The 22,538-nt window shown below is 66.7% G+C and carries 22 protein-coding genes; 2 read left to right on the top strand and 20 right to left on the bottom strand.

Annotated features, from left to right (window positions below):
* Window positions 1-21: 21 nt before the first annotated feature.
* The 8 genes from ACQP0C_RS15535 to ACQP0C_RS15500 all read right to left on the bottom strand — a co-directional run bounded on the left by ACQP0C_RS15535 (window position 22) and on the right by ACQP0C_RS15500 (window position 8,817).
* The gene (locus ACQP0C_RS15535) at window positions 22-297 is read right to left on the bottom strand and encodes a hypothetical protein (RefSeq protein WP_354950750.1); all 276 of its coding nucleotides are present in this window, start codon (window positions 295-297) and stop codon (window positions 22-24) included.
* 8 nt (window positions 298-305) lie between these two features.
* The gene (locus tag ACQP0C_RS15530; protein ID WP_040692318.1) at window positions 306-602 is read right to left on the bottom strand and encodes a hypothetical protein; all 297 of its coding nucleotides are present in this window, start codon (window positions 600-602) and stop codon (window positions 306-308) included.
* Window positions 603-787: 185 nt separating this feature from the next.
* Entirely contained in the window at window positions 788-1,429 is a 642-nt protein-coding gene (locus ACQP0C_RS15525; protein WP_433733600.1) for a DUF6668 family protein, read from the bottom strand.
* On the bottom strand, window positions 1,426-2,304 hold the full coding sequence (locus ACQP0C_RS15520; RefSeq protein WP_433733599.1) for a MinD/ParA family ATP-binding protein: 879 nt from the start codon (window positions 2,302-2,304) through the stop codon (window positions 1,426-1,428). Before ACQP0C_RS15520 ends, ACQP0C_RS15525 begins: the two co-directional genes overlap by 4 nt.
* A gap of 19 nt (window positions 2,305-2,323) precedes the next feature.
* The gene (locus tag ACQP0C_RS15515) at window positions 2,324-3,259 is read right to left on the bottom strand and encodes a hypothetical protein (RefSeq protein ID WP_433733598.1); all 936 of its coding nucleotides are present in this window, start codon (window positions 3,257-3,259) and stop codon (window positions 2,324-2,326) included.
* Window positions 3,260-3,313: 54 nt separating this feature from the next.
* Window positions 3,314-4,945, bottom strand: coding sequence for a cutinase family protein (locus ACQP0C_RS15510; RefSeq protein ID WP_433733597.1), 1,632 nt, complete (start codon window positions 4,943-4,945; stop codon window positions 3,314-3,316).
* 337 nt (window positions 4,946-5,282) lie between these two features.
* Window positions 5,283-7,688 (bottom strand): RelA/SpoT family protein, encoded by a 2,406-nt coding sequence (locus ACQP0C_RS15505; protein ID WP_433733596.1) that lies wholly within the window; start codon window positions 7,686-7,688, stop codon window positions 5,283-5,285.
* Between the two features lie 163 nt (window positions 7,689-7,851).
* On the bottom strand, window positions 7,852-8,817 hold the full coding sequence (locus tag ACQP0C_RS15500; RefSeq protein ID WP_433733595.1) for an alkaline phosphatase family protein: 966 nt from the start codon (window positions 8,815-8,817) through the stop codon (window positions 7,852-7,854).
* Window positions 8,818-9,060: 243 nt separating this feature from the next.
* Here ACQP0C_RS15500 and ACQP0C_RS15495 point away from each other — a divergent pair, with 243 nt between their 5' ends.
* Window positions 9,061-9,393 (top strand): YnfA family protein, encoded by a 333-nt coding sequence (locus ACQP0C_RS15495; protein ID WP_433733594.1) that lies wholly within the window; start codon window positions 9,061-9,063, stop codon window positions 9,391-9,393.
* A gap of 37 nt (window positions 9,394-9,430) precedes the next feature.
* On the opposite strand, the gene ACQP0C_RS15490 is transcribed toward ACQP0C_RS15495, so the two are convergent.
* The 8 genes from ACQP0C_RS15490 to ACQP0C_RS15455 form a co-directional block, all read right to left on the bottom strand.
* Window positions 9,431-10,057 (bottom strand): NUDIX hydrolase, encoded by a 627-nt coding sequence (locus ACQP0C_RS15490; RefSeq protein ID WP_433733593.1) that lies wholly within the window; start codon window positions 10,055-10,057, stop codon window positions 9,431-9,433.
* A 182-nt stretch (window positions 10,058-10,239) separates the two neighbouring features.
* Entirely contained in the window at window positions 10,240-11,496 is a 1,257-nt protein-coding gene (locus ACQP0C_RS15485; RefSeq protein WP_433733592.1) for an adenylosuccinate synthetase, read from the bottom strand.
* Between the two features lie 47 nt (window positions 11,497-11,543).
* On the bottom strand, window positions 11,544-12,494 hold the full coding sequence (locus ACQP0C_RS15480) for a hypothetical protein (protein ID WP_433733591.1): 951 nt from the start codon (window positions 12,492-12,494) through the stop codon (window positions 11,544-11,546).
* 117 nt (window positions 12,495-12,611) lie between these two features.
* Window positions 12,612-13,571 carry an acyl-ACP desaturase gene (locus ACQP0C_RS15475; RefSeq protein ID WP_433733590.1) on the bottom strand — a complete coding sequence of 320 codons (960 nt, stop codon included), beginning with the start codon at window positions 13,569-13,571 and terminating at the stop codon, window positions 12,612-12,614.
* Between the two features lie 350 nt (window positions 13,572-13,921).
* Window positions 13,922-14,287, bottom strand: a complete 366-nt coding sequence (locus ACQP0C_RS15470; protein WP_433733589.1) for a DUF4345 domain-containing protein — start codon at window positions 14,285-14,287, stop codon at window positions 13,922-13,924.
* Window positions 14,288-14,359: 72 nt separating this feature from the next.
* A complete protein-coding gene (locus tag ACQP0C_RS15465) occupies window positions 14,360-15,631 on the bottom strand; it encodes a hypothetical protein (protein WP_433733588.1) in 1,272 nt (423 codons plus the stop codon).
* A 106-nt stretch (window positions 15,632-15,737) separates the two neighbouring features.
* Window positions 15,738-17,003 (bottom strand): hypothetical protein, encoded by a 1,266-nt coding sequence (locus tag ACQP0C_RS15460; RefSeq protein ID WP_433733587.1) that lies wholly within the window; start codon window positions 17,001-17,003, stop codon window positions 15,738-15,740.
* A 58-nt stretch (window positions 17,004-17,061) separates the two neighbouring features.
* A complete protein-coding gene (locus tag ACQP0C_RS15455; protein WP_433733586.1) occupies window positions 17,062-17,562 on the bottom strand; it encodes a winged helix-turn-helix transcriptional regulator in 501 nt (166 codons plus the stop codon).
* Between the two features lie 84 nt (window positions 17,563-17,646).
* Between ACQP0C_RS15455 and ACQP0C_RS15450 the strand changes: the two genes are divergently transcribed.
* The gene (locus tag ACQP0C_RS15450; RefSeq protein WP_433733585.1) at window positions 17,647-18,057 is read left to right on the top strand and encodes a nuclear transport factor 2 family protein; all 411 of its coding nucleotides are present in this window, start codon (window positions 17,647-17,649) and stop codon (window positions 18,055-18,057) included.
* Window positions 18,058-18,059: 2 nt separating this feature from the next.
* Here ACQP0C_RS15450 and ACQP0C_RS15445 read toward each other — a convergent pair whose 3' ends face one another.
* The 4 genes from ACQP0C_RS15445 to ACQP0C_RS15430 all read right to left on the bottom strand — a co-directional run bounded on the left by ACQP0C_RS15445 (window position 18,060) and on the right by ACQP0C_RS15430 (window position 22,518).
* Entirely contained in the window at window positions 18,060-19,649 is a 1,590-nt protein-coding gene (locus ACQP0C_RS15445) for an ABC-F family ATP-binding cassette domain-containing protein (RefSeq protein WP_433733584.1), read from the bottom strand.
* Between the two features lie 223 nt (window positions 19,650-19,872).
* Window positions 19,873-20,055 (bottom strand): DUF4291 family protein, encoded by a 183-nt coding sequence (locus ACQP0C_RS15440; protein WP_433734560.1) that lies wholly within the window; start codon window positions 20,053-20,055, stop codon window positions 19,873-19,875.
* Window positions 20,056-20,192: 137 nt separating this feature from the next.
* Window positions 20,193-20,765 (bottom strand): adenine phosphoribosyltransferase, encoded by a 573-nt coding sequence (locus ACQP0C_RS15435; protein WP_433733583.1) that lies wholly within the window; start codon window positions 20,763-20,765, stop codon window positions 20,193-20,195.
* 37 nt (window positions 20,766-20,802) lie between these two features.
* The gene (locus tag ACQP0C_RS15430; protein ID WP_433733582.1) at window positions 20,803-22,518 is read right to left on the bottom strand and encodes an ABC transporter substrate-binding protein; all 1,716 of its coding nucleotides are present in this window, start codon (window positions 22,516-22,518) and stop codon (window positions 20,803-20,805) included.
* Between the last annotated feature and the right edge of the window lie 20 nt (window positions 22,519-22,538).

Here is a 22,538-nt window from a genome sequence, read left to right as displayed (position 1 = left end):
CAGGGCCGTCCCCATCCCGGTTCACGTCGGCAGGAACGCCAACGCGATCCCCGAGGCCGTGCTCGCCACCGCCGCCCCGAGCAGACTCATCAATACGCCGTGCGAGGCGTCGTTCATCGCCAGATCGCTGCGGAAAGCGATCCACAGGCGGCCCGCGGAGACGATCATCCACGCCAGGCACACCAGCAGCACGAACCAGAGCAACCAGTTCAGCAGCTGCATCAGCGGTTGCAGCACTTCGGCGGGCATCTGCTTGTAGGCGAGCAGTTCCGCCGCGGACATTCGCACGGTCGACATCGTGGACATCACGTTCCGATGACGGCGTTCATGATGGTGCCCGCGCTGGTCGCGACCACCCCGCCGATCATGGCTCCGGCCACCATCTTCGGCGATTCGAGTCCACCACCGGTCCACTTCTCCCATGCGAACTTGCCGCCGGCGTAGGTGATTCCGCAGATTCCGGAGAGCAATACGAACCAGGTGAGGTACCGGACCAGCTGCAAGATCTTCTCCGAGCCGGGAGGCGCCTCCGGGGTCGGGTTACCGACCTGAGCCAGGACAGTGCCGTACGTGTCCTGCACGGCGAGGAGAATCATGCTCATCGGCTGCCTTTCTCGAGAAGTGAAGAGGTTCTTTGCATTTCGCCGACTCGGTGCTCGACTTCACTGACTCGGCGGTCGCCAGCCGGGTTGCTCCGGCGGCTTCGCCGAGCTGGGCGGCGCCTCTGGCGTGGGATCGCCGACCTGAGCCAGGACGTCGTACGAGTCGTGTACCGCGAGTAGCAGGCTCATGGCGCACCGTCTTCGAAATCTGCACCGGCATCAAGGTTTTCGCGCACAGACGCCACAATATCGGTACCCAGTTCGCGGACCTCCAGCGGAACTTCCTCAAGCGGGTCGATCCTTTTCTTCTTCGGCGCAAGCTCGTCGCCGGGGGTCCAGATGGGCAGCTTCTCCGGTTCGACCAGAGTCCATTCCTCGTACCATGGGATCTGCCAGACCTGGCCCGCGAGCGAGCCGACCACGTCGCGGTAGCGGCGGATCTCGGCGGGCAGGCGACCCGGGCGGGCGGCGACGGTGATCAGACCGAGCACCTCACACGATCCGGCGAAGCCCGAATGATGTTGGCGCAGAAGGTCATGCGCGCGGGTGAGCCCGGTAATGGTCTCCCTGGCCACCAATACCACAAAGGGTGATTCGCGGTCGAAGACGCCGGGCCAGCGGCGGCCCGAATCCGCCGCGGGCGCAAGCACATGCGCGAGCGTACTGGCTCCCGCACCGCCGTGCACGCCTAGCAGCCACCACAGCGGCGCCCGGCCGACGCCGGGCACGGGACGGTCCCAGATGGGTGCGCGACGGGATTCCGGTGGGGCGACCACACCGGCTCGAGCGGCTTCGGATCGACGGCGAAGTTTCATGGCGGCCGTCATGATGCCACTCCGGCGAGCAGCCGCCCATAAGCACGGCGCGTCTCGGCGGCCAGCGACGCGTGGCGCACGAGTTCACCGCGTGCCAAATGCGGATCGTAGGGAATCTCCCTGATGTCACGAACCCAGCCGGACAGATGCTCACGCAAATGGTCGGCAACATGCGAGTCCGCACCCGACATCTGGTGTGAGACAACAATCGTGGTGTCGCCAACGATGCCGGCTCCCTGCCCCTCGGCCGAGTCCCCGAACTGGTCGTCGAGCCATTCCAGAGTGACCCGCAGCCGGTTCGCCGCATCGGCGCGCGCCGGAATGGCAAGTACCAGAGCGACATCCGCGTCATCGAGCAGCGGCCGCAGCTGCCGTCCGGCAATCGGGTTGCCACCGTCGTAGACCGCGGTGTACCCGGCGTCATAGATCGCGCGCGCGACTGTGAGATATGTGGCACGCCGACGCAACGGCGCGGCGTCGCGCCACAGCAATCCGATGCCCGAACTCGCCTGCGACAGACACTCCTTCAATGGCGCCGGTTCATCGTTGCCACGTCCGTACAACCACGACTGCAGGCTGATCGGGTGCAGGTGCTCATCGGCTCCGCGTAGCGCCAGATCACTGCCCGCCGCGGTCGCGTCCACCGCAACCGTCGGCGTACCCGCCATGCCCAACTCCCCCGCCAGGCCCAATGCCGTGGTTGTCGTCCCCGCACCACCACAGCCTCCGACCACCAGAATCGAACGCTGCGTCGGTTCCGCGGACTCGCTCTCACCGCGCTTGCTACGCCGCAGTCGCACCACCGGAGCCTTGGATGGCGCATGCCGGTCCGACGAATCACCCGCATCGGGTGCGTCATCGAGCCAGCGGCTCCAGTCGTCTCCCATCGCTATCAGCTCTCCCTACTCATCCGGCCGCGATGCCCGTGATGAGCGTGCGGCCGTCGACCATCGCCGTGGTGACGGTCTGCGTGTTGTACGTGGCGGGCGCGCCGCCGGGCCGGTACTCGGTGACCTCGACCGAATACCGGTTCTCGGTGATGGTCTGAATCCGCACACAGTGCGTGGTGCCGACCGGAACGGTGTCGATGCCGTGCTGGATCACCTCGGCGGCGGAGATATTCGAATCCGGCGCGACCACCGCCCGGACTCGCGAGCCGGAGCGTTCCACGTAGTAGGCGTACTGAAATGCCAGGATCGCGTCCGGTCCGGACGCGGTGCCACCGGGTTCGGCACTGCGCACGATGCGGTCGGCGCGTTCGGTGGGGCAATCCGAAATGCCCCGGGATTGAACGCTGCCCGCGGTGAACTGCATCGAGGGCACGACCGGTGCGGCGCCGTGCTCACCGGAGGAACGCACGAGATAGATCGCGCCCGCGGCGGCAGCTGCCAGCAGCAGTACGACAATGACGAGCACCGCGACCACCCGGGCGCGCCGTGCGGATGGGTGATCGCGCGCCTCCTGGCGCAACGCCCGTGTCGCGCGCGCGGACCGCGCGACGCCACCGTTGTCGTGTTCGTCCTCCGGCCATGGGAACTGGACGAGTTCGCCATCGCGCGGCCCGGTGTAGTCGTCGTCGGGGCCGGGCGCGTGCCCGGCGACCCAGTCCGACCAGCCACCGGTGAATTCGCTGCGATTGGAGCCCAGATCGGCCGGAACCTCATTGCGCGCGCGCATTTCGTCGGGATCCTCTTCGCGAATGTAGTGCGGATACCGGGCCGGGCCGTCCTCATCGCCCGGCATCTGCAATCCGGCCTCGTCGTGTTGCGGCGGGTCGGACACATCCGCTTCCGGCTCCAGCGCGCCGTACCAGCGCGACAGCTGTTTGTACGACTTCAACATTCCCCACTTCCCGCAGCGCGAGGCACGTGATGCATCATCGGACCCTCTCGGCGATCAGTTCGTGGAGAACGGGTAGGTGTCGTTTGCGGTGCCGGGTACCACGGTAGGGCGAGCCGACGTCGCGCCGCCGGATGAGGCGCCATCGGCTCCTGTCCCAAACGGAAATTGTCCCGTACCGGAGGTATTCGGCGTAGTCGACGCGCCGGAAGTTTGTCCGAAGAATCCGGTACTCGGCTTGGTGCTTCCGCCCTGCGGTATCGTGCCGCTGCCGAATTCGTCGGCCAGATCGTGTGCCACCGCGGCGAACCAGTCGGCCACGAATCGGGTGGGCGCCGCACCGGTGGCGGTCACGGCCGCGCTGCCGTAGGCGCCGTGGCGCTGGACGGTGTCCCAATACCGCACCCAGGTGGTCACATTGAGCAGGTCACTGTTGTCGGTGATGTTCTGTACAACCGCGTCGAAGGCCTGGGTGACCAGCCGGACACCGGTCGTCGGCGGCACCAGCTGGGTCACCGCGCCCAGCAAATTCGTACCGAGCAGTAGGATTCCGGAGACCGGGTCGGACAGGCCAGCGGTGGCGAGTTGGGTGATGTTCGCCGGGTTGATGACCGCCTTGACCACTGTCACGACGGCGTTCAGACCGATCATGCCGACCTCGAGCAGTGCCCGCAGTGCCGCGGGGGCATCGAGCGGGGTGCGCGGGTCGGCGGCGTCGGCGAGGCGCTGGGAAATCGACTTCTGCGGCGAGATCGACAAATTCGCGAGCGAGTTGCCTTGGACGTCCTCGTTGATCACCTTCGTCGCGGTCTTGATCGAGGTGTAGGCCAGCGCCTGTGCGATCGAAACCAGTGAGGCGATCGGATCGCCGCCGCTCAACTTGGTCTGGCCCGCGATACTGGCCACCGCTTTGAGGATCGGCGCACCCTCCGGCGCGTCGCACGCGAGATCGCCTGCGGCACAGAAGCTGGCGACGCGGCCGGTCAGCGCGGCGAAGTTGGCGGCCTTATCGCGTTCGGGCCCGATGCCGCCGCCGCTGGCGGGTTCCTGCGGCAATGCCGCGATGGAGGCGATCTGATCGCCCGAGGTGCCCGGTGCGGGATCGGGCGTCGCCTTGCCCGGCGAGCCGGGAAAAAGCGGCGCACCGGGATTGCGGGTCGGATCGGCGAACAGGGCCACCGCCGCGACCCTGTCGGGCGCGACCACACCATGGCCCTGGCCGACCTCCTGCGCGAACATCGAGGCCACATGCGCGCCTTGCGAATAGCCGACGATCGCGAAACGGGTCTCGGCACAGCGGTCCGCGACATCCTTGGCCATCGCACGCAGCCGCGCCAATCCGCCGGTCACCGACTCCGCGTACGACGCGGCACCACCCGCGGTCGCGCCGCCGAAGCCGGATTCATAAGGGACGTAGGCCCGATCGACCAAACCGGGCTGCGGCGCCTCGGCGAGCATGGGCATGAAGACCGTGGAGAGCATGCCGGTATCGGTGGTCGGAGCGGCATCGGGCGACGATTCGCCGGTGCCCTGAATTCCCAACGCGTACAGTGCCGGACAGGTGCCGATGGTGATATTCGTCGTGGGGCCAGCGGGATCGGACGGTTGTGCCGCGGCGGTTCCCGCGGTCGCCACAGCAACGGTGAATGCGACCAGCATTCCCGACATCCGTGCCGCGTACTTCGTCATAGCGATCCGCAATCAATTCGTGTTGCCGCACCCAACCAAAACGCCATGAAACGCAATAGACCGTAACAGATTCCGGCTCCTACTGCGGGTTCGACGAAAAGTTCGCGCGAACCGCCATGGAACAGATGGCAGTTCGCGGCGTGCCGTCATGGGTATTCCGACAAGTTTCCGGCCCCCGAAATCACCGGGCAATCGGTGCGGGCCCCTGCGGCGATTCGAATCATCAACGTGGACTTCGCATTCCAGTGACCGGCCGACCGCGCACAGCCCGCACCGCGACAACCCTTACGGTTACGCCGTGCCCTGCGGCGATGTTCAGCGGGGTCGACCGGGGTGATCAGGTGGCCGAGGTGACCCGGTAGACGTCGTAGACGCCTTCCACGTTGCGCACCACATTCAGCAAGTGGCCCAGGTGTTTCGGATCGCCCATCTCAAAGGTGAACTTGCTGATCGCGACCCGGTCGCCGTGCGTGGCCACCGAGGCGGACAGGATATTGACCTTCTCATCGGCGAGCACCTTGGTCACATCCGAGAGCAGCCGGGTGCGGTCGAGGGCCTCGATCTGGATGGCCACCAGGAATACCGAGGACGGCGACGGCGCCCACTCCACCTCGATGATGCGCTCGGCCTGTTCACGCAGCGAACCGGCGTTGGTGCAGTCGGTGCGGTGCACGCTGACCGCGCCGCCGCGGGTCACGAAGCCCATGATCTCGTCACCGGGCACCGGGGTGCAGCACTTGGCCAGCTTGGCGACCGTACCGGGCGCACCGGGAATCAGCACACCCGCATCACCGGTGACGCGCTGGCGGGCCGGGGTGGTCGACGGGGTGGAGCGCTCGGCGAGTTCGTTCTCGACATCGCCGATGCCGCCGAGCTGCGCCATCAACCGCTGCACGACGTGGTGCGCCGACACCTGGTGTTCGCCGACGGCGGTGTAGAGCGTGGAGATATCGGTGTAGTGCAGCTCGTGCGCGACCGCGGTCATCGCGTCCACGCTCATCAACCGCTGCAGCGGCAGCCCGACGCGGCGGACCTCCTTGGAGATCTGCTCTTTACCGCTTTCCAGCGCCTCCTCGCGACGCTCCTTGGCGAACCACTGCCGGATCTTGGCCTTCGCGCGCGGAGAGACCACGAAGTTCTGCCAGTCCCGGCTGGGTCCGGCATTCTGCGCCTTCGAGGTGAATACCTCGACGACCTCACCGTTTTCGAGCTGACGTTCCAATGCGACCAGACGACCGTTGACCCGCGCACCGATGCAGCGGTGCCCGACCTCGGTATGCACCGCATAGGCGAAGTCGACCGGAGTCGACTTCTGCGGCAACGTGATCACATCACCCTTCGGAGTGAAGACGAAGATCTCCGGCGACTTCAGATCGAAGCGCAGCGATTCCAGGAACTCCGCCGGGTCGGCGGCCTCACGCTGCCAGTCGAGGAGTTGACGCATCCACGCCATATCGTCGACTTCGGTGGAGTCATTGGAGTGCTTACCGCGGGTCTCCTTGTAGCGCCAGTGCGCGGCAATGCCGAATTCGGCGGTGCGGTGCATGTCCTGGGTGCGGATCTGCACCTCGAGGGGTTTGCCGTCCGGGCCGACGACCGTGGTGTGCAGCGACTGGTAGACGCCGTAGCGCGGCTGGGCGATGTAGTCCTTGAACCGGCCCGCCATCGGCTGCCACAGCGAATGCACGACGCCGACCGCCGCGTAGCAATCGCGGACCTCGTCGCACAGGATGCGGATGCCGACCAGGTCATGGATATCGTCGAAGTCCTTACCCTTGACGATCATCTTCTGGTAGATCGACCAGTAGTGCTTGGGGCGGCCCTCGACGATCGCGTTGATCCGCGACGCCGCAAGGGTATTGACGATCTCCGCGCGCACCCGCGCCAGGTAGGTATCGCGCGAGGGCGCACGGTCGGCGACCAGTCGCACGATCTCGTCGTACTTCTTCGGGTGCAGGATCGCGAACGCGAGGTCCTCGAGTTCCCATTTGACCGTCGCCATACCGAGGCGGTGCGCCAGCGGCGCGATCACCTCGAGGGTTTCCTTGGCCTTTTTCGCCTGCTTCTCCGGCGGCAGGAAACGCATGGTGCGCATGTTGTGCAGGCGGTCGGCCACCTTGATCACCAGTACGCGTGGGTCGCGTGCCATCGCGATGATCATCTTGCGAATGGTCTCGGCCTCGGCGGCGGCGCCCAGGTTGACCTTGTCCAACTTGGTGACGCCATCGACCAGATGTGCGACCTCGGCGCCGAAATCCTGGGTCAGCTGCTCGAGCGAGTAGCCGGTGTCCTCCACGGTGTCGTGCAGCAGCGCCGCGACCAGCGTGGTGGTGTCCATGCCGAGTTCGGCCAGGATATTGGCGACCGCGAGCGGATGCGTGATGTACGGGTCACCGGATTTGCGGAACTGGTGGGCGTGGCGCTCGTCGGCGACGTCGAAGGCGCGCTGCAGCAGGGTGAGGTTCGCCTTCGGATACAGCTCGCGATGCACGCTGGCCAGCGGTTCGAGCACCGGTTTGACCGCCGCAATACCGCGCTGACCGGTCATGCGCCGGGCCAGGCGGGCGCGCACCCGCCGGGATGCGGAGGTCGGCACGGCGGCCGCGGTCCCGGGCTGACGCGCCGCCGCGGAAGTGCCGCTCACCTGCGGCTTGGGCTTCGATGCATCCGGGGTGGCCGCACCGTTCGACTGCGGGGCGCCCGCCGATTGCTCGACATTCGCCTCGCCAAGATGCTGAGTCATGCCACCACCTCTCCACGCCGCGACCGCAACACCCTATCCGACCGCTGCAACCGCCCAGACCACAACTTTAGTCCGAGCGCAGGTCATGCGTTCGATCCGAGGTTGCCGAGTCGGCGGCAACCTCGGAAAACATCACCCGTGTGAGGTGCGCGAAAGAGGTGCCCTATCGGCTGGTGAAGGGTTCGACGGGCTGGCGGATGCGGGACTCGCCGTCGAAATCCGGGTCGAGCGGGGCGTGGAAGATATCCAGCACCGTCGGGGTGATATCGACCAGGGAGAAGCTGGAGCTGGTCGCGCCCGCGATGAAATTCGGGCCGCGGGCGATGACGAAACTGGTTGTCTCGTCGGGGGTTTGGCCGCCGTGCCCGCCCTTGGGCCGGTGACCGTGGTCGGTGGTGACCAGGATGGTCCAGCGTTCGGCGGGGTTGGCGCGGGCGCGGGCGTCCACGGCGGCGACGATGCGGCCGACCAGGGTGTCGATGCGGGTGATGGCGTCGCGGTATTCGCTGGTTGCGCCGCCGTGCTTGTGTCCGGCGCGGTCGACCTGGTCGAGGTGGGTGAAGAGGAAGTCGGGGGCATATTTGGTGATGGCGGTGACGACGCTGTCGGTGGTGGCGGCATCGGTGGCGATTTCGTCGTCGTCACCGGGGACGGGCGGGGTGGAGATGACGACGTCGGCGCGGGGGTTCCCGCTGCCGGCCATGGTGGCGATCTGATCCCAGGTGGCGATGGACTGGGTCTTCAGGGTCGGATCCGAGCGTTCGAGCCGGGTGAAGACCGTCGGATACTTCGCGAACGGGGTGGCGTCGAAGTTGTTGTCGGTGATGCCGTGCTTACTGCCCCAGACACCGGTGAGCACGGTGGCCCAGGACGGACCGGAGATGGTGACATGGGGGGCGATCGAGGTGCGCCCGAGGGTGCCTTCGGCGCTGAGCCGCAATAGGTTCGGGGCGCGGACTTCCTCGATCTTGCGGTACATCAGGCCGTCGAGTCCGATGAGGACGACCTTGTCGACCTGGGTGGCGGCCTGCGCGCGGCCGGTGGCGAGGACGGTCGAAACGGCCGCTACGGCAACGGCACTGGAGAACAGTTGCCTGCGTGCGAGGGACGTGCTGGTTCGCGCGCTCATATCCGGAACGATCCGGTACGCCAGTGCCCTTCGGATAGTTCACCGAGTGAGTGTTCATGGATGTTTCATCGGTCTCGCCATCACTGGTCGCTTCGCTGAACAACCACTGAACTCGCGATAGCCAAAAGCTATTCCTACTGCTCACGGGCGCGTATCGGCGAGGTGAACAGCAGAAGCCGGTTGACACCTCACCGCGGTTTACGAGGTACGGTGCGGCGGGGCGCTGCCGGTACGTTCTACCGCATGACGATCGCCCGGTCGCTGCTGCTGTTCGCCCTCGCCGCACTCGCCGAGATCGGCGGTGCCTGGCTCGTCTGGCAGGGCTGGCGCGAGCAGCGCGGGCTGCTGTGGATCGCGGCGGGCGTGCTCGCGCTCGGCGCCTACGGCTTTGTCGCCACCTTCCAACCGGACCCGAACTTCGGCCGCATCTTGGCCGCCTACGGCGGCGTCTTCGTTGCGGGCTCACTCGCCTGGGGCATGATCGTCGATAAATTCCACCCCGACCGCTGGGACTACCTGGGCGCCACCCTCTGCCTCATCGGCGTCGCGGTCATCATGTATGCCCCACGCTCCTGAACCCTCCTTACCCGCACCGATACGGCATGCGGCTGCGCTATTCGTCCGGGGTGAATGCCCAGATGGTGGCGGGGCGGCCGGTGGCCTTGACGCGGCGGCGTTCGGTGGTGCGGGCGAGGCCGGGGATGGCGGCCAGGGTGCGGTTCAGGTTCGCCGGGTCGGGGCGGGTGCCGTGCACGGAGGCGCTGAGTTCGACCGCGCGGGTGGCGGGAAATTCGTCGCCGGTCAGTGCCCGGGTGAAGGTGATGTCCTTCCAGAGCAATCGGGCGAGGAGGCCGCGGGCGGCATCGACGATGCGATTGTGGTCGAAGGCCAGTTCGGGCATCGCATCGAAGGGAACCCATTGCGCGGGCCCCTCGTGCGGTCCGACCACCGCCCACATCGCGATGGACAATGTCGGCCCGCGCGGGTCGCGGTTCGGTTCATCGAAGGTCACCAACTGTCCGACGGCCCCGATCGCCGCCTCCGGCACCCCGAGCTTGGTGTGCACGGCCCGCCGAGCGGCCGCGACCAGTCGCTCCCCCCGCCCGAGCAGCACGCCCGGCAATGCCAGCCGCCCCGTGAACGGCTCCATCTCCCGCGCAGCGATACCAACGCTCACCTCGGCGTCATCGCCCCAGAACCGCAACGCCACCACATCGACCGAAACAACGGATTGCTCCACGCCGCCCCATCCTGCCGGACCCACGACATCCTGCGCCGAGTGGCACGCGAACAAGAACATCTCGACCTTCGCCGCAACCGGAATGCCACGCAATACGCCCCTGCCAGCTCACGTGCGAGAACACGGCCATGTGCCGCGCCACTGTCGGGTAGTGCGACCACGACGGACCATCGCATCGAGCCCTATGCGACAGCGGCCGCCGTACGGATCAGGGTGCGGTCGCGGCGGTCGGGACCATCGGCCGTCAGGACTATCGGGGTATCGAGTTGACGTTCCAGCCACGGGATCGGGTCGGCGGGGATCGGTGTGAGGATCGGGGTGGACGTGGTCAGGAGTTCGGTGAGCTGGCGTTGGTGGTCCAGGTCCTGCCATGGGCCCGGTTCCAGGCGATCGATCACACCGGTCGGTGTCGTGTATCCCGTTGCGGCGTAGCCGGTTCCGGGGGCATCCAGGTGGGTGACAGCGAGGCCGTCGATACCGCCGGAGACCTCGATGGCATAGCGCAGCAGGATCGGGTCGAGGTGGCCGCGACGAAAGGGGCCCTGATAGCGGCCGGTGGTGTTGTGTGGTTCGGGGATCGTGATGGTGTGGTCTTCGGTGGGGAACGGGCCGGCGCCGTGGCGGGTCAGGTAGGTGCGGGTGACGCCGAGTGTGTAGGCGGGAGCATCGATTTCGGCGAGCAGGGCGCGGGCGTTGCGCGGTTCCACCGTGGACCAGGTGGTGTGCGGGTGGAAGCCGCGCCATTCGTCGAGCAGAACGCCCTGTGCGCCTTCGAAGATCAGGCGGCCGCGCCGGGCCAGGCGGGCGAGTTCGCCACCGTCGACGATGCGGACGGCGGCGGCGAATTCCCGGTACATCGCGACCAGATCGCGAATCGGTTCGTAGCGGTGCGCGCTCGGCGCGATCAGCGGGCCGTAATGTGCCGCCAGCGCGTGGAGCTTGGCGTACAAGACGTTCGGGCGCAGGCAGTCCGATACCGTCGGCGCGTCGTATTCGAGTGCATAGCTGGCTGTTTCGCCGATGCCGCGGCCACAGGAGCCGTGCCGCGCGGAACCCCTCGCGTCCTCGCGAGCACGGTTGGCGGCGATATGAATCGGCGTGGTGAGCAACGCGCGCCCATCGATGCGCAGCAGTGACAGCGGATCCGGCACCCCCAGCGCGGCCAGCCGCAGCGATTCACTCGCCAGCGCGATCGGCTCGACCAGCATATGCCGCGAGAGCAGCGTCGGAATGCCGGCGAAGGTGCCGGATCCGAACTGCGCGAAGGTGTGATGCCGTCCGTCGGCGATCACATTGTGCGCCGCCTGTGCACCGCCGTTGAATCGCACGACCGCCGATACGCCGAACCCCGCCTCCGGCGAGCACAGCCAATCGACGGTCGCCCCCTTCCCGGCATCCCCGAACCCGAGGTCGAGCACTACGATGTGTGACCGAATCACCTTGCACCCCTGGCCTTTCCGACTGATGTACTGCGCACGGGCCGATATCAGCTCCGCCCCCGCGACAGTGCACGCATACTCGGTCCCACCTTGGCGCCCAACGCCTTTCCGACCGAATCCGCCTCGGCGACCGACCCCACATCGCGCAGGTCGGCCAGTCCGGTGTGCACATCGACGCGGTCCTCCGCGAGCCCGATGGTGAGTGCGATGAGCTCACACACCGCGGCCGGATCGTCGAGCTTCACGAAGTTCTGGCCGAGCAATCCCCGCCAGTGCTCGGCGATCTCCGGATCGTCGAAGTAGCTCGACTGGTTGGGCAGGATGTAGTACACGTGCCACCGTTCGGCCAGTTCTCGATAGATCGAGGCGACGTCGATATCGGTGCGCACATGGTCGCCGATGACGGCGCGGATGTGCCGCCCCGCCAACTCGGCCTTGTTCAGCTCGTCACCGATGATGAACAGATAGCCGCGCTTGCCGCGTCGCTCCCATGCGTCGGTCGCGACATGGGTGGCCATGAAATACGCGGCCAGTTCATAGCTTTCGGACTTCTGTCCGCCACCGCCGCCTTCCAGCAGGATATTGCGCAACTGTTCGTCCATCCGGTTGTCGGATTCGAACTGCCCCACCTGCAACGGCACCCGATCGGTATCGGCATCGCCGATGGCACCGAACATGATCTGCGGATCCTGCGCGTACCCCTTGCTCCGCAACAGGCCGTGCAGCTTGGCGAGTTTGTCCTGCATGATCCGCGGCACCCGTCCCATCGATCCGGTGACGTCGAACAGCACCGCGATCGGCAGCGAATTCCCGTGCTCATCGGAATCCCGACATTCGCGCACGGCGACACCGAGCGGGTCGAGCGCCGGATGCGCCTGCCAACTCGTATACGGCTGCCCGTGCATCTCGGCGGTATATCCGAAGTCGTCCAGACCTCGGCTGGCTCGGAAGGTCTTGGCCGCGCGGTAGGCGGTGTCGTCCCAATGTCCGTATCCCATGTCGTCACTTCCTCTCGTGAACTAGTTTTAGTGTAAGAGACTAAAACTATGCCCGTCAAGAGTTCGCTGGTCGGAATCGGTACCGCGAGTTGATCTTCGCGGACGGGTCGAACCCGCTCAGGCGTCCTGCCGCTCGCGCTTCGCCGCCTCACGCGCCAAGGCCCGGTCGCGCTGCTCCTCGAACTTGATCACGTCCTTGCCGAGTCCCTCCAGAAACAACCCGAGCTCCTCGCGGGCCTGTTCGCCGCGGGCGGTGAAGTCGGTGCGCTCGAAGACATTCCACTTGCGCAGCACCGGGTTGATGACCTCCTCGAGGTGCTGGCGCAGATCGTAGATACCGTGTTTGGCCATCAATACGCTGTTGCGCCGCCAGTTCGGCATACCTGCGCCCGGCATCTGGAAGTTGCGGATGATCGCCGAAATCGCCGCCAGCGCCTGGTCGGGCGCCAGATCGATGGCCGCGCCGCACAGATTGCGATAGAAGACCATGTGCAGGTTCTCATCTGTGGCGATGCGCTGCAGCATGCGGTCGGCGACCGCGTCGTTGCAGACCTTGCCGGTGTTGCGGTGGCTGACCCGGGTCGCCAGTTCTTGAAATGTCACGTAGGCGATGCCGGGCAGGAATCCGTTGTCGTCCACTCCGGTCGGATGCTGCACCCCGGTCGTCATACAGACCATCCGCGCATGTTCCAGCGCCACCGGATCCACCCCTCGGGTGACGACGAGATAGTCGCGCAGGACGATTCCGTGCCGGTGCTCCTCGGCGGTCCAGCGCCCCACCCACGTGCCCCAGGCACCGTCCTGTGAGAACGATTCGGCGATCAGTCGGTGATAGGACGGCAAGTTGTCCTCGGTCAGCAGGTTGGTGACCATCGCGGCCTTTGCCAGTTCGCTCAGACTGGATTGCCCTGGCTCCCAATCGATTCCGCCCATCTCGGCGAAATTGCGGCCCTCGTCCCATGGCACGTAATCGTGCGGGTGCCAGTCCTTGGCGATCGATAGGTGGCGGTTGAGGTTCTGTTCGGCAACGGGTTCGAGTTCGGTCAGCAACTCGAGCTGAGTCAAGGTATGTGTCACGATCGGGTTCCTGTCATCGGATCAGCGGCTCTCCGTCCAGAGTGCCCCGATTGGCGTGCTGCCGAAATCCCTCACGGCGAATTCACCGCCGAATTCGAACCGCGCACCATTAGTTGATCGCGCAGACAGGCCCATGCGTATCGCGCGGAGGCCCGATCGGGCGCGCACCGTCGTAGTTGAAAAAAGTACGACCTCGATGGGTTGACGATCAGCCGCGCGAGACGGCTCAGCTGACCACCGGTCACGAATCCGACCACGACCAGCGATCGGTTCGACGATCCGACCGACCTGCTGCCTGGACAACATCAGCGCGCCAGGCACCGGCCAGCGCTGCAACAACCCGATTCGGCTCAGGCTGTCAGCACCAGGGCCGCCGCCGCAACGGTTTCGATCAGGCAGTAGAACCAGTTGGGATAGAAGGATGTTCGGTCATCGACAACGGCGGAAATGATGCGCCCCAAAGCCATTCCGCCCAGCGCGGCACCGATCGTGAACATGATTCCGGACCGCAGGGATCCATCGTGGGTCGCCGCGACTGCCAGCATCGCCGCCATCGCCAGACCGAACCCGCCGTAGACCGCGCGGATCTCATAGCGGGCCGTGGCCTGCTCGGGACGCATGCCGAAGGGACGTATCAGCGCGGCCGGTGCGGCGAGGGCATATCCACCCATCGCGAGGAAGAACAGGCCGATGACGATATCGATGACAGTTGCCAAGGGAACCTCCTGATCGAGTCGGAAGGCCAGCATGATCGACGCGAGCGCGCACTCGCTTCCACAAACGTGCGATCAATCCCCGCCGTATTGCAGCGAGCGCCAGACCTCGATCGCCCAACCCAGTTGTGACCCCGGAACACTGATCGTGACCAGGAGAAGTTCGCCGTTGCGGCGGCTGGCGATCCCCTGCACCCCGACCTCGTCGCCGTCCTCCGCGGGCAACCACCACCCGTCACCTGGTCCACCGGTGACCGGTTCGCCGCGATGACCCGCGGTGGCATTGGCGCCGTATTGCAGCATCGCGGCCGGAGGCGGGCCGGTCTGCGCGTCGCCGACCCGCAAAATGGTGATCTCGATCTGGCGGGTGCCGTCCCAGGCCCACCAGCGATCGCCGTCCCAGCCGTAGGTGAAATCGCCCGGTATCCGCAGACTCCAACCGGATACCGGCGTTGTGCGGACCGAGCGGCGGCGGTAGCCGAGCCGCGCGGGCCGATCCGCGGCGGCCCGCGCGGGCAGATCGATGGGCGCACCGGCCGCGATGGGCGCCGAATCCGCCAGCAGCGACCGCAATTCGTGCCAGGCCGACCACGGCAGGTCCAGTGCGGCGTCGAGCCGGTGCGCCTCGGCGAGCAAGGCATCGGCCTGGTGCAGCGCGGGGGTGTCATCGGCGTCCGACGGTGCGCGCCACCGCACGTCGTTCCAGATGATGCCCATCGCGGTATTGCGAATCGTCAGCGCGGTCCAGCCGTCATCCCACCAGGGGAAGAACGCGCGCGCCGCCGCCTCATTACCGTCGGAGACGGCCTGGAACCAGTCGCGGTCGCGCGGTCCCAACCAACTCGCGGCCAGCCCGTCATGATCGAAACGGTCACTGCCCAGGGACAATCCGATCGACACCCAGGCGCCCTCGGCGGGCACCTCGGTCAATACCGTCCGGGCGAGCGCGCGGATCCACACCAGGTAGTCGTGTTCGACCTCGGCGCGGTTATCGGCGAGTCCGAGCGGATCCTCGGTGCCCTCATCCCACACGATGTCGAAGCGCCTGCCCATTTCGTGCAGTACCGCGGCGACGTGTCGGTGATAGCCCGGCCCGGCCGAAGCGCAGCCCGCGCTCACCACCACCTGGCCGTGCGCCGCACGCAGATCGACCGGCTCCGCCGCCGGATGCAGCACGGCCAGCAGGCGATCCCCGGAGATCTCCACCGATTTCCGAAAAGGAGCCGACGTGGCGGTCCAGCCGACCCGCGCACCGGCCGGACCGGTCTGCAGCCACGCCCCGACCTGATCGAGGAAGTCCTCGGTGGGCGCGCGGCACACCCCCGCCACGTTCAACTCGATTCCCATGGATACACATCCTTGTGTCCGCGGTCCGGCGGCGAAAGTCAGGACCCTACACCCACACTGCGGACGCGGACCCGTTGACGCGGCCCGCGGCGATGGATCGAAACGCCTACTGCTCGACGAACCGACGGCAGCTCGCCCGGCCGCCGGGCAGACCCGCCGCACTGAACCAGCGATCGAGTTGACCGGTCTGCCACAGCGGCTCGATCTCCGCCAGCACCGCGAGATAGGACAGCTGCGCGGCGGACAGCTCCGATTCGTCGGTGATCGGATCGGGAAAGGCTCTGTGCAGGAACGAAATACAGTCGTTGCGCACAGTGTGCTCATTGGCGGCCCATGCCGCTTCGATGGCGGCGGGCAGCAGTGTCTCGAAATCGTGGACGCGACCGACGAGTTCGCGGATGACATCGTGGCGAAGCCAACCGTCCTGCCCCGGTAGGTAGCGGTTGAACCACTCGTCGATGACCTCGGGGCGCTCGAGCGCGGCCAGAAGTTCGTCGGTGGCGCGTTGTTCGGTGGCGAAGGCGGGCGCCAGGGCGGCGCAGGCGCGGACACCGGGATGGGGGTCGGCGAGCAGCCGTTCCGGACGGCCGCCGTGGATTCCCGAAACCCTTGCGGCAGTAGCGCGTTCGACCGGGTCCGGAATGGTCGGCGCGATGGTGTCGAGCCGGTCGAGCAATGCGGACCGCTGCGCGGTCAGGCTGGGATGCGCGGTGAGCTCGACCAGCGTGCGCAGCGCGGCGATGCGCACCACCGCGTCGGCATCGTCGACCAGCGGTTCGATCGCCTCGATGATGCCGGGAACCACCGCGCGACAGGCGATCTCGTCGCGCGCCCGCATCGCCGTGCGGAATTCGTTGTCATCGATTGCCGCCAGTAGGCCCGGCGGTGTCGGAACATGCTCCACCAGTAGGGCTTTCGCGGGATCGGGACCCAGTTCCAGCAGTCCCGCGCGCCGATTCGCCTTGACCCGCTGCAGATCCTCCTCGCTGCGACCGGGTGGATAGGCCTCGGCATACAGCTGTGCGTCCGAAATTCCGGAACAACAACTGTGCGCGAAGATCTCGAGGTAGTCCAGCAGCGCCACCCGCAAGGACCGCGGCTCCGGATCCCACGGCAGGATGTCCTCGATCGTCATCGCGGTATGCGGGCGCGGCAGCAATTGGGCGACGATCGCAACGAACGGCGCGGTCGCGGAGTACACACTCCCCTGGTGCAATAGCGCGGCATCGAGATAGCCGACCGCGTCGACACAGGCCTCGGCATCACCGTCGAGCAGTGCCCGAAGATGTGCCGGAGCATCCGCCGCGGGGCCATAAGCATGTTCCAGCTCGTCCCAATCGACGTCGGCTATTGCTTGCAGCACCAGGTCCATCGCATTGATCATGCTGCAGCCGAGCAAGTCGCTCAACTCGAGCGGGTGCGCGGTGGCCCTACTGCGCCGGTTCCAGATGGTCGCCGATGAGCATGGTCCCCGGCCCTCGGTGCGCGCCGGGGCCGTGCCGCCAGTAGACGTTGTCCGCGGTGAGCGGCGCACCGCAGGCGCGACAGACCACCACCCCGGAGGTCTCGTGCCCGCAGTCGCGGTGCACGACCAGCGCGGGTGGGCCCGCGGGCCCGGCGAGCCACTTGTCACCCCAGGAAATCAGCATGGTGAGCACCGGATACAGATCGCGGCCCGGTTCGGTGAGCACGTATTCGTGGCGAACCGGATTCGATTGATACGCCCGCGCCTGGACAATCCCGTACTCCCGCAGCGTATCCAGGCGCGCGGTGAGGACATTCGAGGCAATGCCGAGATCACGGCGGATGTCCTCGAACCGGTTCACCCCGACGAACAGATCGCGCAGGATCAGCGGCGTCCACCGCTCCCCGACCACGTCGAGCGTTCGCGCGATCGAGCACACAATGTCGGACATGGCAGCTTTGGGCACCGCCCCATCCTAGTCCATTGCTTTTTGCAAGCGACACGGTTACGTTGCGATACGACCGATGAACCGAACGCCGAGAGGTGATCGATGTCCGATGCAGTGGCACAATTCCGCGAGGCGACCGAGGCCGCCGATATCGACGCCATGATGAGCGCCCTCGCCCCCGATGCCGAGCTGACCTCACCGCTGTCCGGTCGCTTGACCTTCCGCGGTCACGACGACCTGCGCATTCTGCTGACCGCGGCCTACGGCAGCCTCTCGCAGCTGCGCTGGACCGAGGACATCGGCGACGGCGACCGTCGCGTTCTGCTGGCCGAGGCCAGCGTCGGTCCGTTCCGAATGACCGAAGCCATGATCCTCGAACTGGCCGCCGACGGCCGGATTCGCCGCCTCAACCCGCACCTGCGACCCTGGCTACCGCTCAGCCTCCTCGCGGTGAAGCTGGGTCCGCGGCTGTTGCGGCATCCGGGGGTCATGCGGCGGGCCGCGCGCGGATAGCGCTACCGGATCAGGGTTTCGGTCAGTCCGTCGGCGCTCAACTCCGCGCGCCTGGTTATCCCGATGTCGTCGAGGAAGCGGGGGTCGTGGCTGACGACGATCAGCGCGCCCTCGTAGTGCGCGAGGGCCTGGGTGAGGTGGTCGAGGCTGGGGAGATCGAGGTTATTGGTCGGCTCGTCGAGTAGCAGGAGTTTGGGGGCCGGGTCGGCGAGTAGGAGCATGGCGAGTGCGGCGCGCAGGCGTTCGCCACCCGAGAGAGCCGACGCCGCGACGTCGGCGTCGGTGCCCCGGAACAGGAAGCGGGCGAGTTGGGCTCGGATCTGTTCGGCGCAGGCGTGCGGCGCGGTCGAGGCGACATTCTCGAAGACCGTGCGATGCTCGTCGAAGATATCGAGGCGTTGCGGCAGCATGCGCCACGGAACCTTCGGTGGCGCCGCGGCAATCCGGTGCAGCAGCGTGGTTTTGCCCGCGCCATTGCGGCCGGTCAGTGCGATCCGCTCCGGACCGGACACCCGCAGCGTCACGGTCGGCCCGCAGGCCAATTCGACCTGGTCGAGCTCGACGACATCCTGGCCCGGATAGAGCCTGGTGCCGGGCAGCTCGATTCGGATGTGCCGGTCGTCGCGCAACAGGTCCTCGGCCTGCTGTAGCTGTTCCTTTGCGGTGTCCAGCTTTTCGATGTGGTTATTGCGCAGCTTGCCCGCCGACACCTGCGCGGCCCGCTTGCGCGCGCCCATGACGATCTTCGGTTCGCGCTTGTTCTCGAACATCTTCTGCCCGTAACGCGCTCGGCGATCCAGTTTGATCCGGGTCTCGACCAGTTCGCGCGCCTGTTTGCGGACATCACTGCGCGCGTCTCGGACCGTCGCCCGCGCTACCTCCTGTTCGGCCTCGACGATCCGTTCGTACTCGCTGAAATTGCCGCCGAACAAACGCAATTCGCCCTGCCGGAGTTCGGCGATCGCGCTCATCCGCTCCAGCAACTCACGGTCGTGACTGACCGTGAGGACGGTGCCGGAGAATTGCCCGACGACCTCGTAGAGGCGTTGTCGGGCATGCTGATCCAGGTTGTTGGTCGGCTCGTCGAGCAGCAGCACGTCCGGTTCGCACAACAGCTCCGCGACCAGGCCGAGCAGCACCGTCTCCCCACCGGAGAGCGTCTCCAGATGGCGGTCGAGCTGTTCGACCGAGTCGGCGAGGTAGTGCAGACCCAGTCGACCGAGCAGCGCGATCGCCCCCTCCTCGACATCCCACTGCCCACCGACGGTGTCGAAGTCCGACTCCTCGCCGCGGCCGGATTCGATGCGGTGCAACGCCTTGCGTATCGCGGCAATACCCAGCACCTCATCGACGCGCCGACCGGTGACCAGGCCGAGATCCTGACGCAGATAACCGAGCCGCCCGGTCACCGTGACCGACCCGCGCGCTGGCGTCAGCGCACCCGCGATCAGCCGCAACAGCGTGGACTTGCCCGCGCCATTGCCGCCGACCAAGCCGAGATGGCCGGGGCCGAGCACGGCATCGAGCCCGTCGAATACGGGCGTGCCGTCGGGCCAGGAAAAAGTGAGATCGGAAAGGGAAAGATTGGCCATGTGGACCCCAGAGGTTGCTACGGAAACGCGACGCGCGGATGCGGGCCGCCCGAGTGGCTACCTCATGAGAGCAACGACATGACTCCGATCAACGGGGATAAGACTCGTACAGGTTAAGCGCAACCGCGGATCTTGCGCCACTGATATTTGGATCACACGATCCGCCGCGGCTGCGACGACCGGATAGCCCGCCTCACTACCCGGGTCCGAAAGCCCCGATCCGCTACCCGATAACAGCCGACATCTCCGCAGACAATGGATACGGCCGCTCAACGGGCAGCGCCCCGGCAGCCGCGTCCAACTGGCCGACGGCGACCAGCTCGCGGATCCGCCGCGCCTGATCGGTCACATCCCGTATCTCGGTGATCCAGGTGTCGACGTACGCGTCAACCGCCGCGCCGCCCAGTCCGACCTGCAGGTCATCCGCTCACGCTTGAACGGACTCACGAAAGTCCCTGCGGCGAGGGCGGGTTCGGCGGCGCGCAGGCAACCACCCGGCGATCCTCGCAGCCCGAACCTCGACCGGCAAACCGGTTCCGCGAACTAGATCCGCACCACCGACGTCAACGGGTAGTCCCCTTGGCGATCGCGCCCGTTGAGGAATCCGAGCTCCAAAACCACTGCGGCCGCGATGATTTCGGCACCGGCGGCCCGGAACAGGTCCGCCGCGGCTGCCAACGTTCCACCGGTCGCCAAGACGTCGTCGAGGAGCAGGACGCGACGGCCCTTCAGCTCGACCCCATCGGCCGGGATCTCCAGGGCGGCCGTGCCGTACTCGAGGCTGTACTCGCGCGAGATCACCGGCGGCGGCAGCTTGCCCGCCTTGCGCACCGCCATGACACCGGTACCCAATGTTGTGGCCACACCCGCGGCGATAATGAATCCGCGCGCATCTACCCCCGCCACCAGATCGGCATCGGGCGCACAGGCGGCGAGGCAGTCGACAACCGCCCGGAAACCCTCCGGATCGGCGAAAACCGGCGTCAGATCGGCAAAGCGGATGCCGGGAGAGGGGAAATCGTCGCGCCAGCGGGTGAGCCGATCGACCAATTCGGCCGCCTTGCCCGTCCGCTCGGCTAGGACGTCATCCGTTTCCACCGCCGCATGCTTGCTCATCGACACCTCTCCATGGTTACTCACCCACCAACACCTGTCACCGCCGCAACACCCAACGGTCCATATTCCAGCCGGTTCCCGCCTGGGTGGGCCCGGCTATGCCGTTGCGCAGACCGTCACCGAATGCGATGGTGCGGGGTGTGGCGAACAACGGAATGCTCGGCATCTCCGCCCACAGCAGGTTCTCGGCCTCGGTGCGCAGATTCAGCGTCGTGGTCGAGTTGTCGTCGCCCGCAAGCTGATCGGTGATCGAATCGTAGCGGCCATTACCGAAGCGACCGAAATTGAGCCCGCTACCGGTGCGCAACGCGCTGGTCGCGGCCACACCGGTCTCGGATCCGGCCGGACCCGGCACCGATGCGGTGCTACCGAGGACGGCGTCGACTTTGCCCTCGGTGAGCTGGGACGGTGCGAAGTCCGTGGATCCGGCGTCCACCACACTGATACCCGCCGGCTTACATGCATCCGCGATCATCTGCACGGTTTGGGTGCGCCGCTCGTCCGGCTTCACATACCCGATCCGGATGGTCGGATTCGGCGCGCCCGCGGCGGCGACTGCCGCGGTAGCGCCGGATACATTCGCGCCCTGGTACTTGTCGGCCGCACCGATGACCGCCGGGTAGTACAGCGAATCCTGCTGTGTGATGCGAGAATTCAGCACCCCGGTGCCGAGCCCGCTCTTCGGCGCGTCCTTGGCCTTACCGAGCTTGTCGAACAGCGCCTGCCGCGGCACACACAGCGCGAAGGCCCGCCGCGCGTCGGCCGAACCGAAGACGCCGCCGGTCCCGAGCAGCAACTGCTCGGCACCGCGCCCCGGTACGGTCCGCACCGAGAACCCGCCCAGATTGATGTCCTTCACCGACCCGGCACCGATATCGACGACCCCGACTGCATTGTCGCCGACCTTCGACTTCAGATCGGCGGTCTTCGGGTACACCACGATCCGCCCGGTCTCGGGCTTATTGCCCCACCAGCGCTCGTTGGCGACCAGGACCAGCCCGTCCTCGGCGGAGTAGGAATCGATCCGATACGGCCCCGACGACGGGAACCGGCTCTGATCCAGCTTGTCCGCGCCGATGGTCCACCCGTTGTTCCAGAAGTCGGCGATCCGCTGCAATCCGGCCTGATCACCGGACTGCACGGCCGTCACGACATTCGGCACATTCGCCACCCGCGCCGCCACATGCGCCGGCATCAACTCCCCCGCGGCGAACAGATTGCGCCAGGCCAGGAAGTGCCGGTCCCCGCGGAACACCACGGTGGCGTCTTTGGAGCCGGGCTGGCAATCCACCCGCTCGATATCGGCGTATCCGGCGGTGCTCGCGGCATCGAACAGCGGAACCTGTCCGCGGTCACCGGGTTTGGTGTACCGGCCGCTGCGCGCGGCCCAGGCCAGCACCAGATCATCACACGAGGTCGGCACGCCGTCGGAGTACACACCGTCCGCGTTGAGCCGATACTGCACCGTCTGTGCCTCGCCCGGCACCTCTTTCGCGGTGCCCACATCGGTATCGGCGACCTGCTGGCCGTCGGGGCCGGTGTAGAAGAACCCGGTCAGCACGCGCGCGAACACCGCGTCCGAACCGCTGCTCGCGCCGAGCCTGGTCCCCCCGTTGTAACTGGCGATCACCGCGTCGACGGCATAGCCGATGGAGGGCACCTGGTTCTGGCTCGAGCACCCGGCCACCACCGTGGCGGCCACGGTGCCCGCAGCCACCGCTCCGATCAGACGTGCCGCTAGCGACTGCTTCATCAAGGAAAACCCCTGCCGTC

The organism is Nocardia sp. CA-129566, assembly GCF_050956075.1.
Lineage (GTDB): Bacteria > Actinomycetota > Actinomycetes > Mycobacteriales > Mycobacteriaceae > Nocardia.
Note: the sequence above shows the minus strand (reverse complement) of the source record. Positions and strands in the feature narration are given on the sequence as shown.

Bases quoted from the DNA above. Each gene is read 5' to 3' on its own strand.
- ACQP0C_RS15535 (WP_354950750.1), bottom strand. From the start codon at position 297: ATGTCGACCGTGCGAATGTCCGCGGCGGAACTGCTCGCCTACAAGCAG.
- ACQP0C_RS15530 (WP_040692318.1), bottom strand. From the start codon at position 602: ATGAGCATGATTCTCCTCGCCGTGCAGGACACGTACGGCACTGTCCTG.
- ACQP0C_RS15525 (WP_433733600.1), bottom strand. From the start codon at position 1,429: ATGACGGCCGCCATGAAACTTCGCCGTCGATCCGAAGCCGCTCGAGCC.
- ACQP0C_RS15520 (WP_433733599.1), bottom strand. From the start codon at position 2,304: ATGGGAGACGACTGGAGCCGCTGGCTCGATGACGCACCCGATGCGGGT.
- ACQP0C_RS15515 (WP_433733598.1), bottom strand. From the start codon at position 3,259: ATGTTGAAGTCGTACAAACAGCTGTCGCGCTGGTACGGCGCGCTGGAG.
- ACQP0C_RS15510 (WP_433733597.1), bottom strand. From the start codon at position 4,945: ATGACGAAGTACGCGGCACGGATGTCGGGAATGCTGGTCGCATTCACC.
- ACQP0C_RS15505 (WP_433733596.1), bottom strand. From the start codon at position 7,688: ATGACTCAGCATCTTGGCGAGGCGAATGTCGAGCAATCGGCGGGCGCC.
- ACQP0C_RS15500 (WP_433733595.1), bottom strand. From the start codon at position 8,817: ATGAGCGCGCGAACCAGCACGTCCCTCGCACGCAGGCAACTGTTCTCC.
- ACQP0C_RS15495 (WP_433733594.1), top strand. From the start codon at position 9,061: ATGACGATCGCCCGGTCGCTGCTGCTGTTCGCCCTCGCCGCACTCGCC.
- ACQP0C_RS15480 (WP_433733591.1), bottom strand. From the start codon at position 12,494: ATGGGATACGGACATTGGGACGACACCGCCTACCGCGCGGCCAAGACC.
- ACQP0C_RS15465 (WP_433733588.1), bottom strand. From the start codon at position 15,631: ATGGGAATCGAGTTGAACGTGGCGGGGGTGTGCCGCGCGCCCACCGAG.
- ACQP0C_RS15460 (WP_433733587.1), bottom strand. From the start codon at position 17,003: ATGGACCTGGTGCTGCAAGCAATAGCCGACGTCGATTGGGACGAGCTG.
- ACQP0C_RS15450 (WP_433733585.1), top strand. From the start codon at position 17,647: ATGTCCGATGCAGTGGCACAATTCCGCGAGGCGACCGAGGCCGCCGAT.
- ACQP0C_RS15445 (WP_433733584.1), bottom strand. From the start codon at position 19,649: ATGGCCAATCTTTCCCTTTCCGATCTCACTTTTTCCTGGCCCGACGGC.
- ACQP0C_RS15435 (WP_433733583.1), bottom strand. From the start codon at position 20,765: ATGAGCAAGCATGCGGCGGTGGAAACGGATGACGTCCTAGCCGAGCGG.
- ACQP0C_RS15430 (WP_433733582.1), bottom strand. From the start codon at position 22,518: ATGAAGCAGTCGCTAGCGGCACGTCTGATCGGAGCGGTGGCTGCGGGC.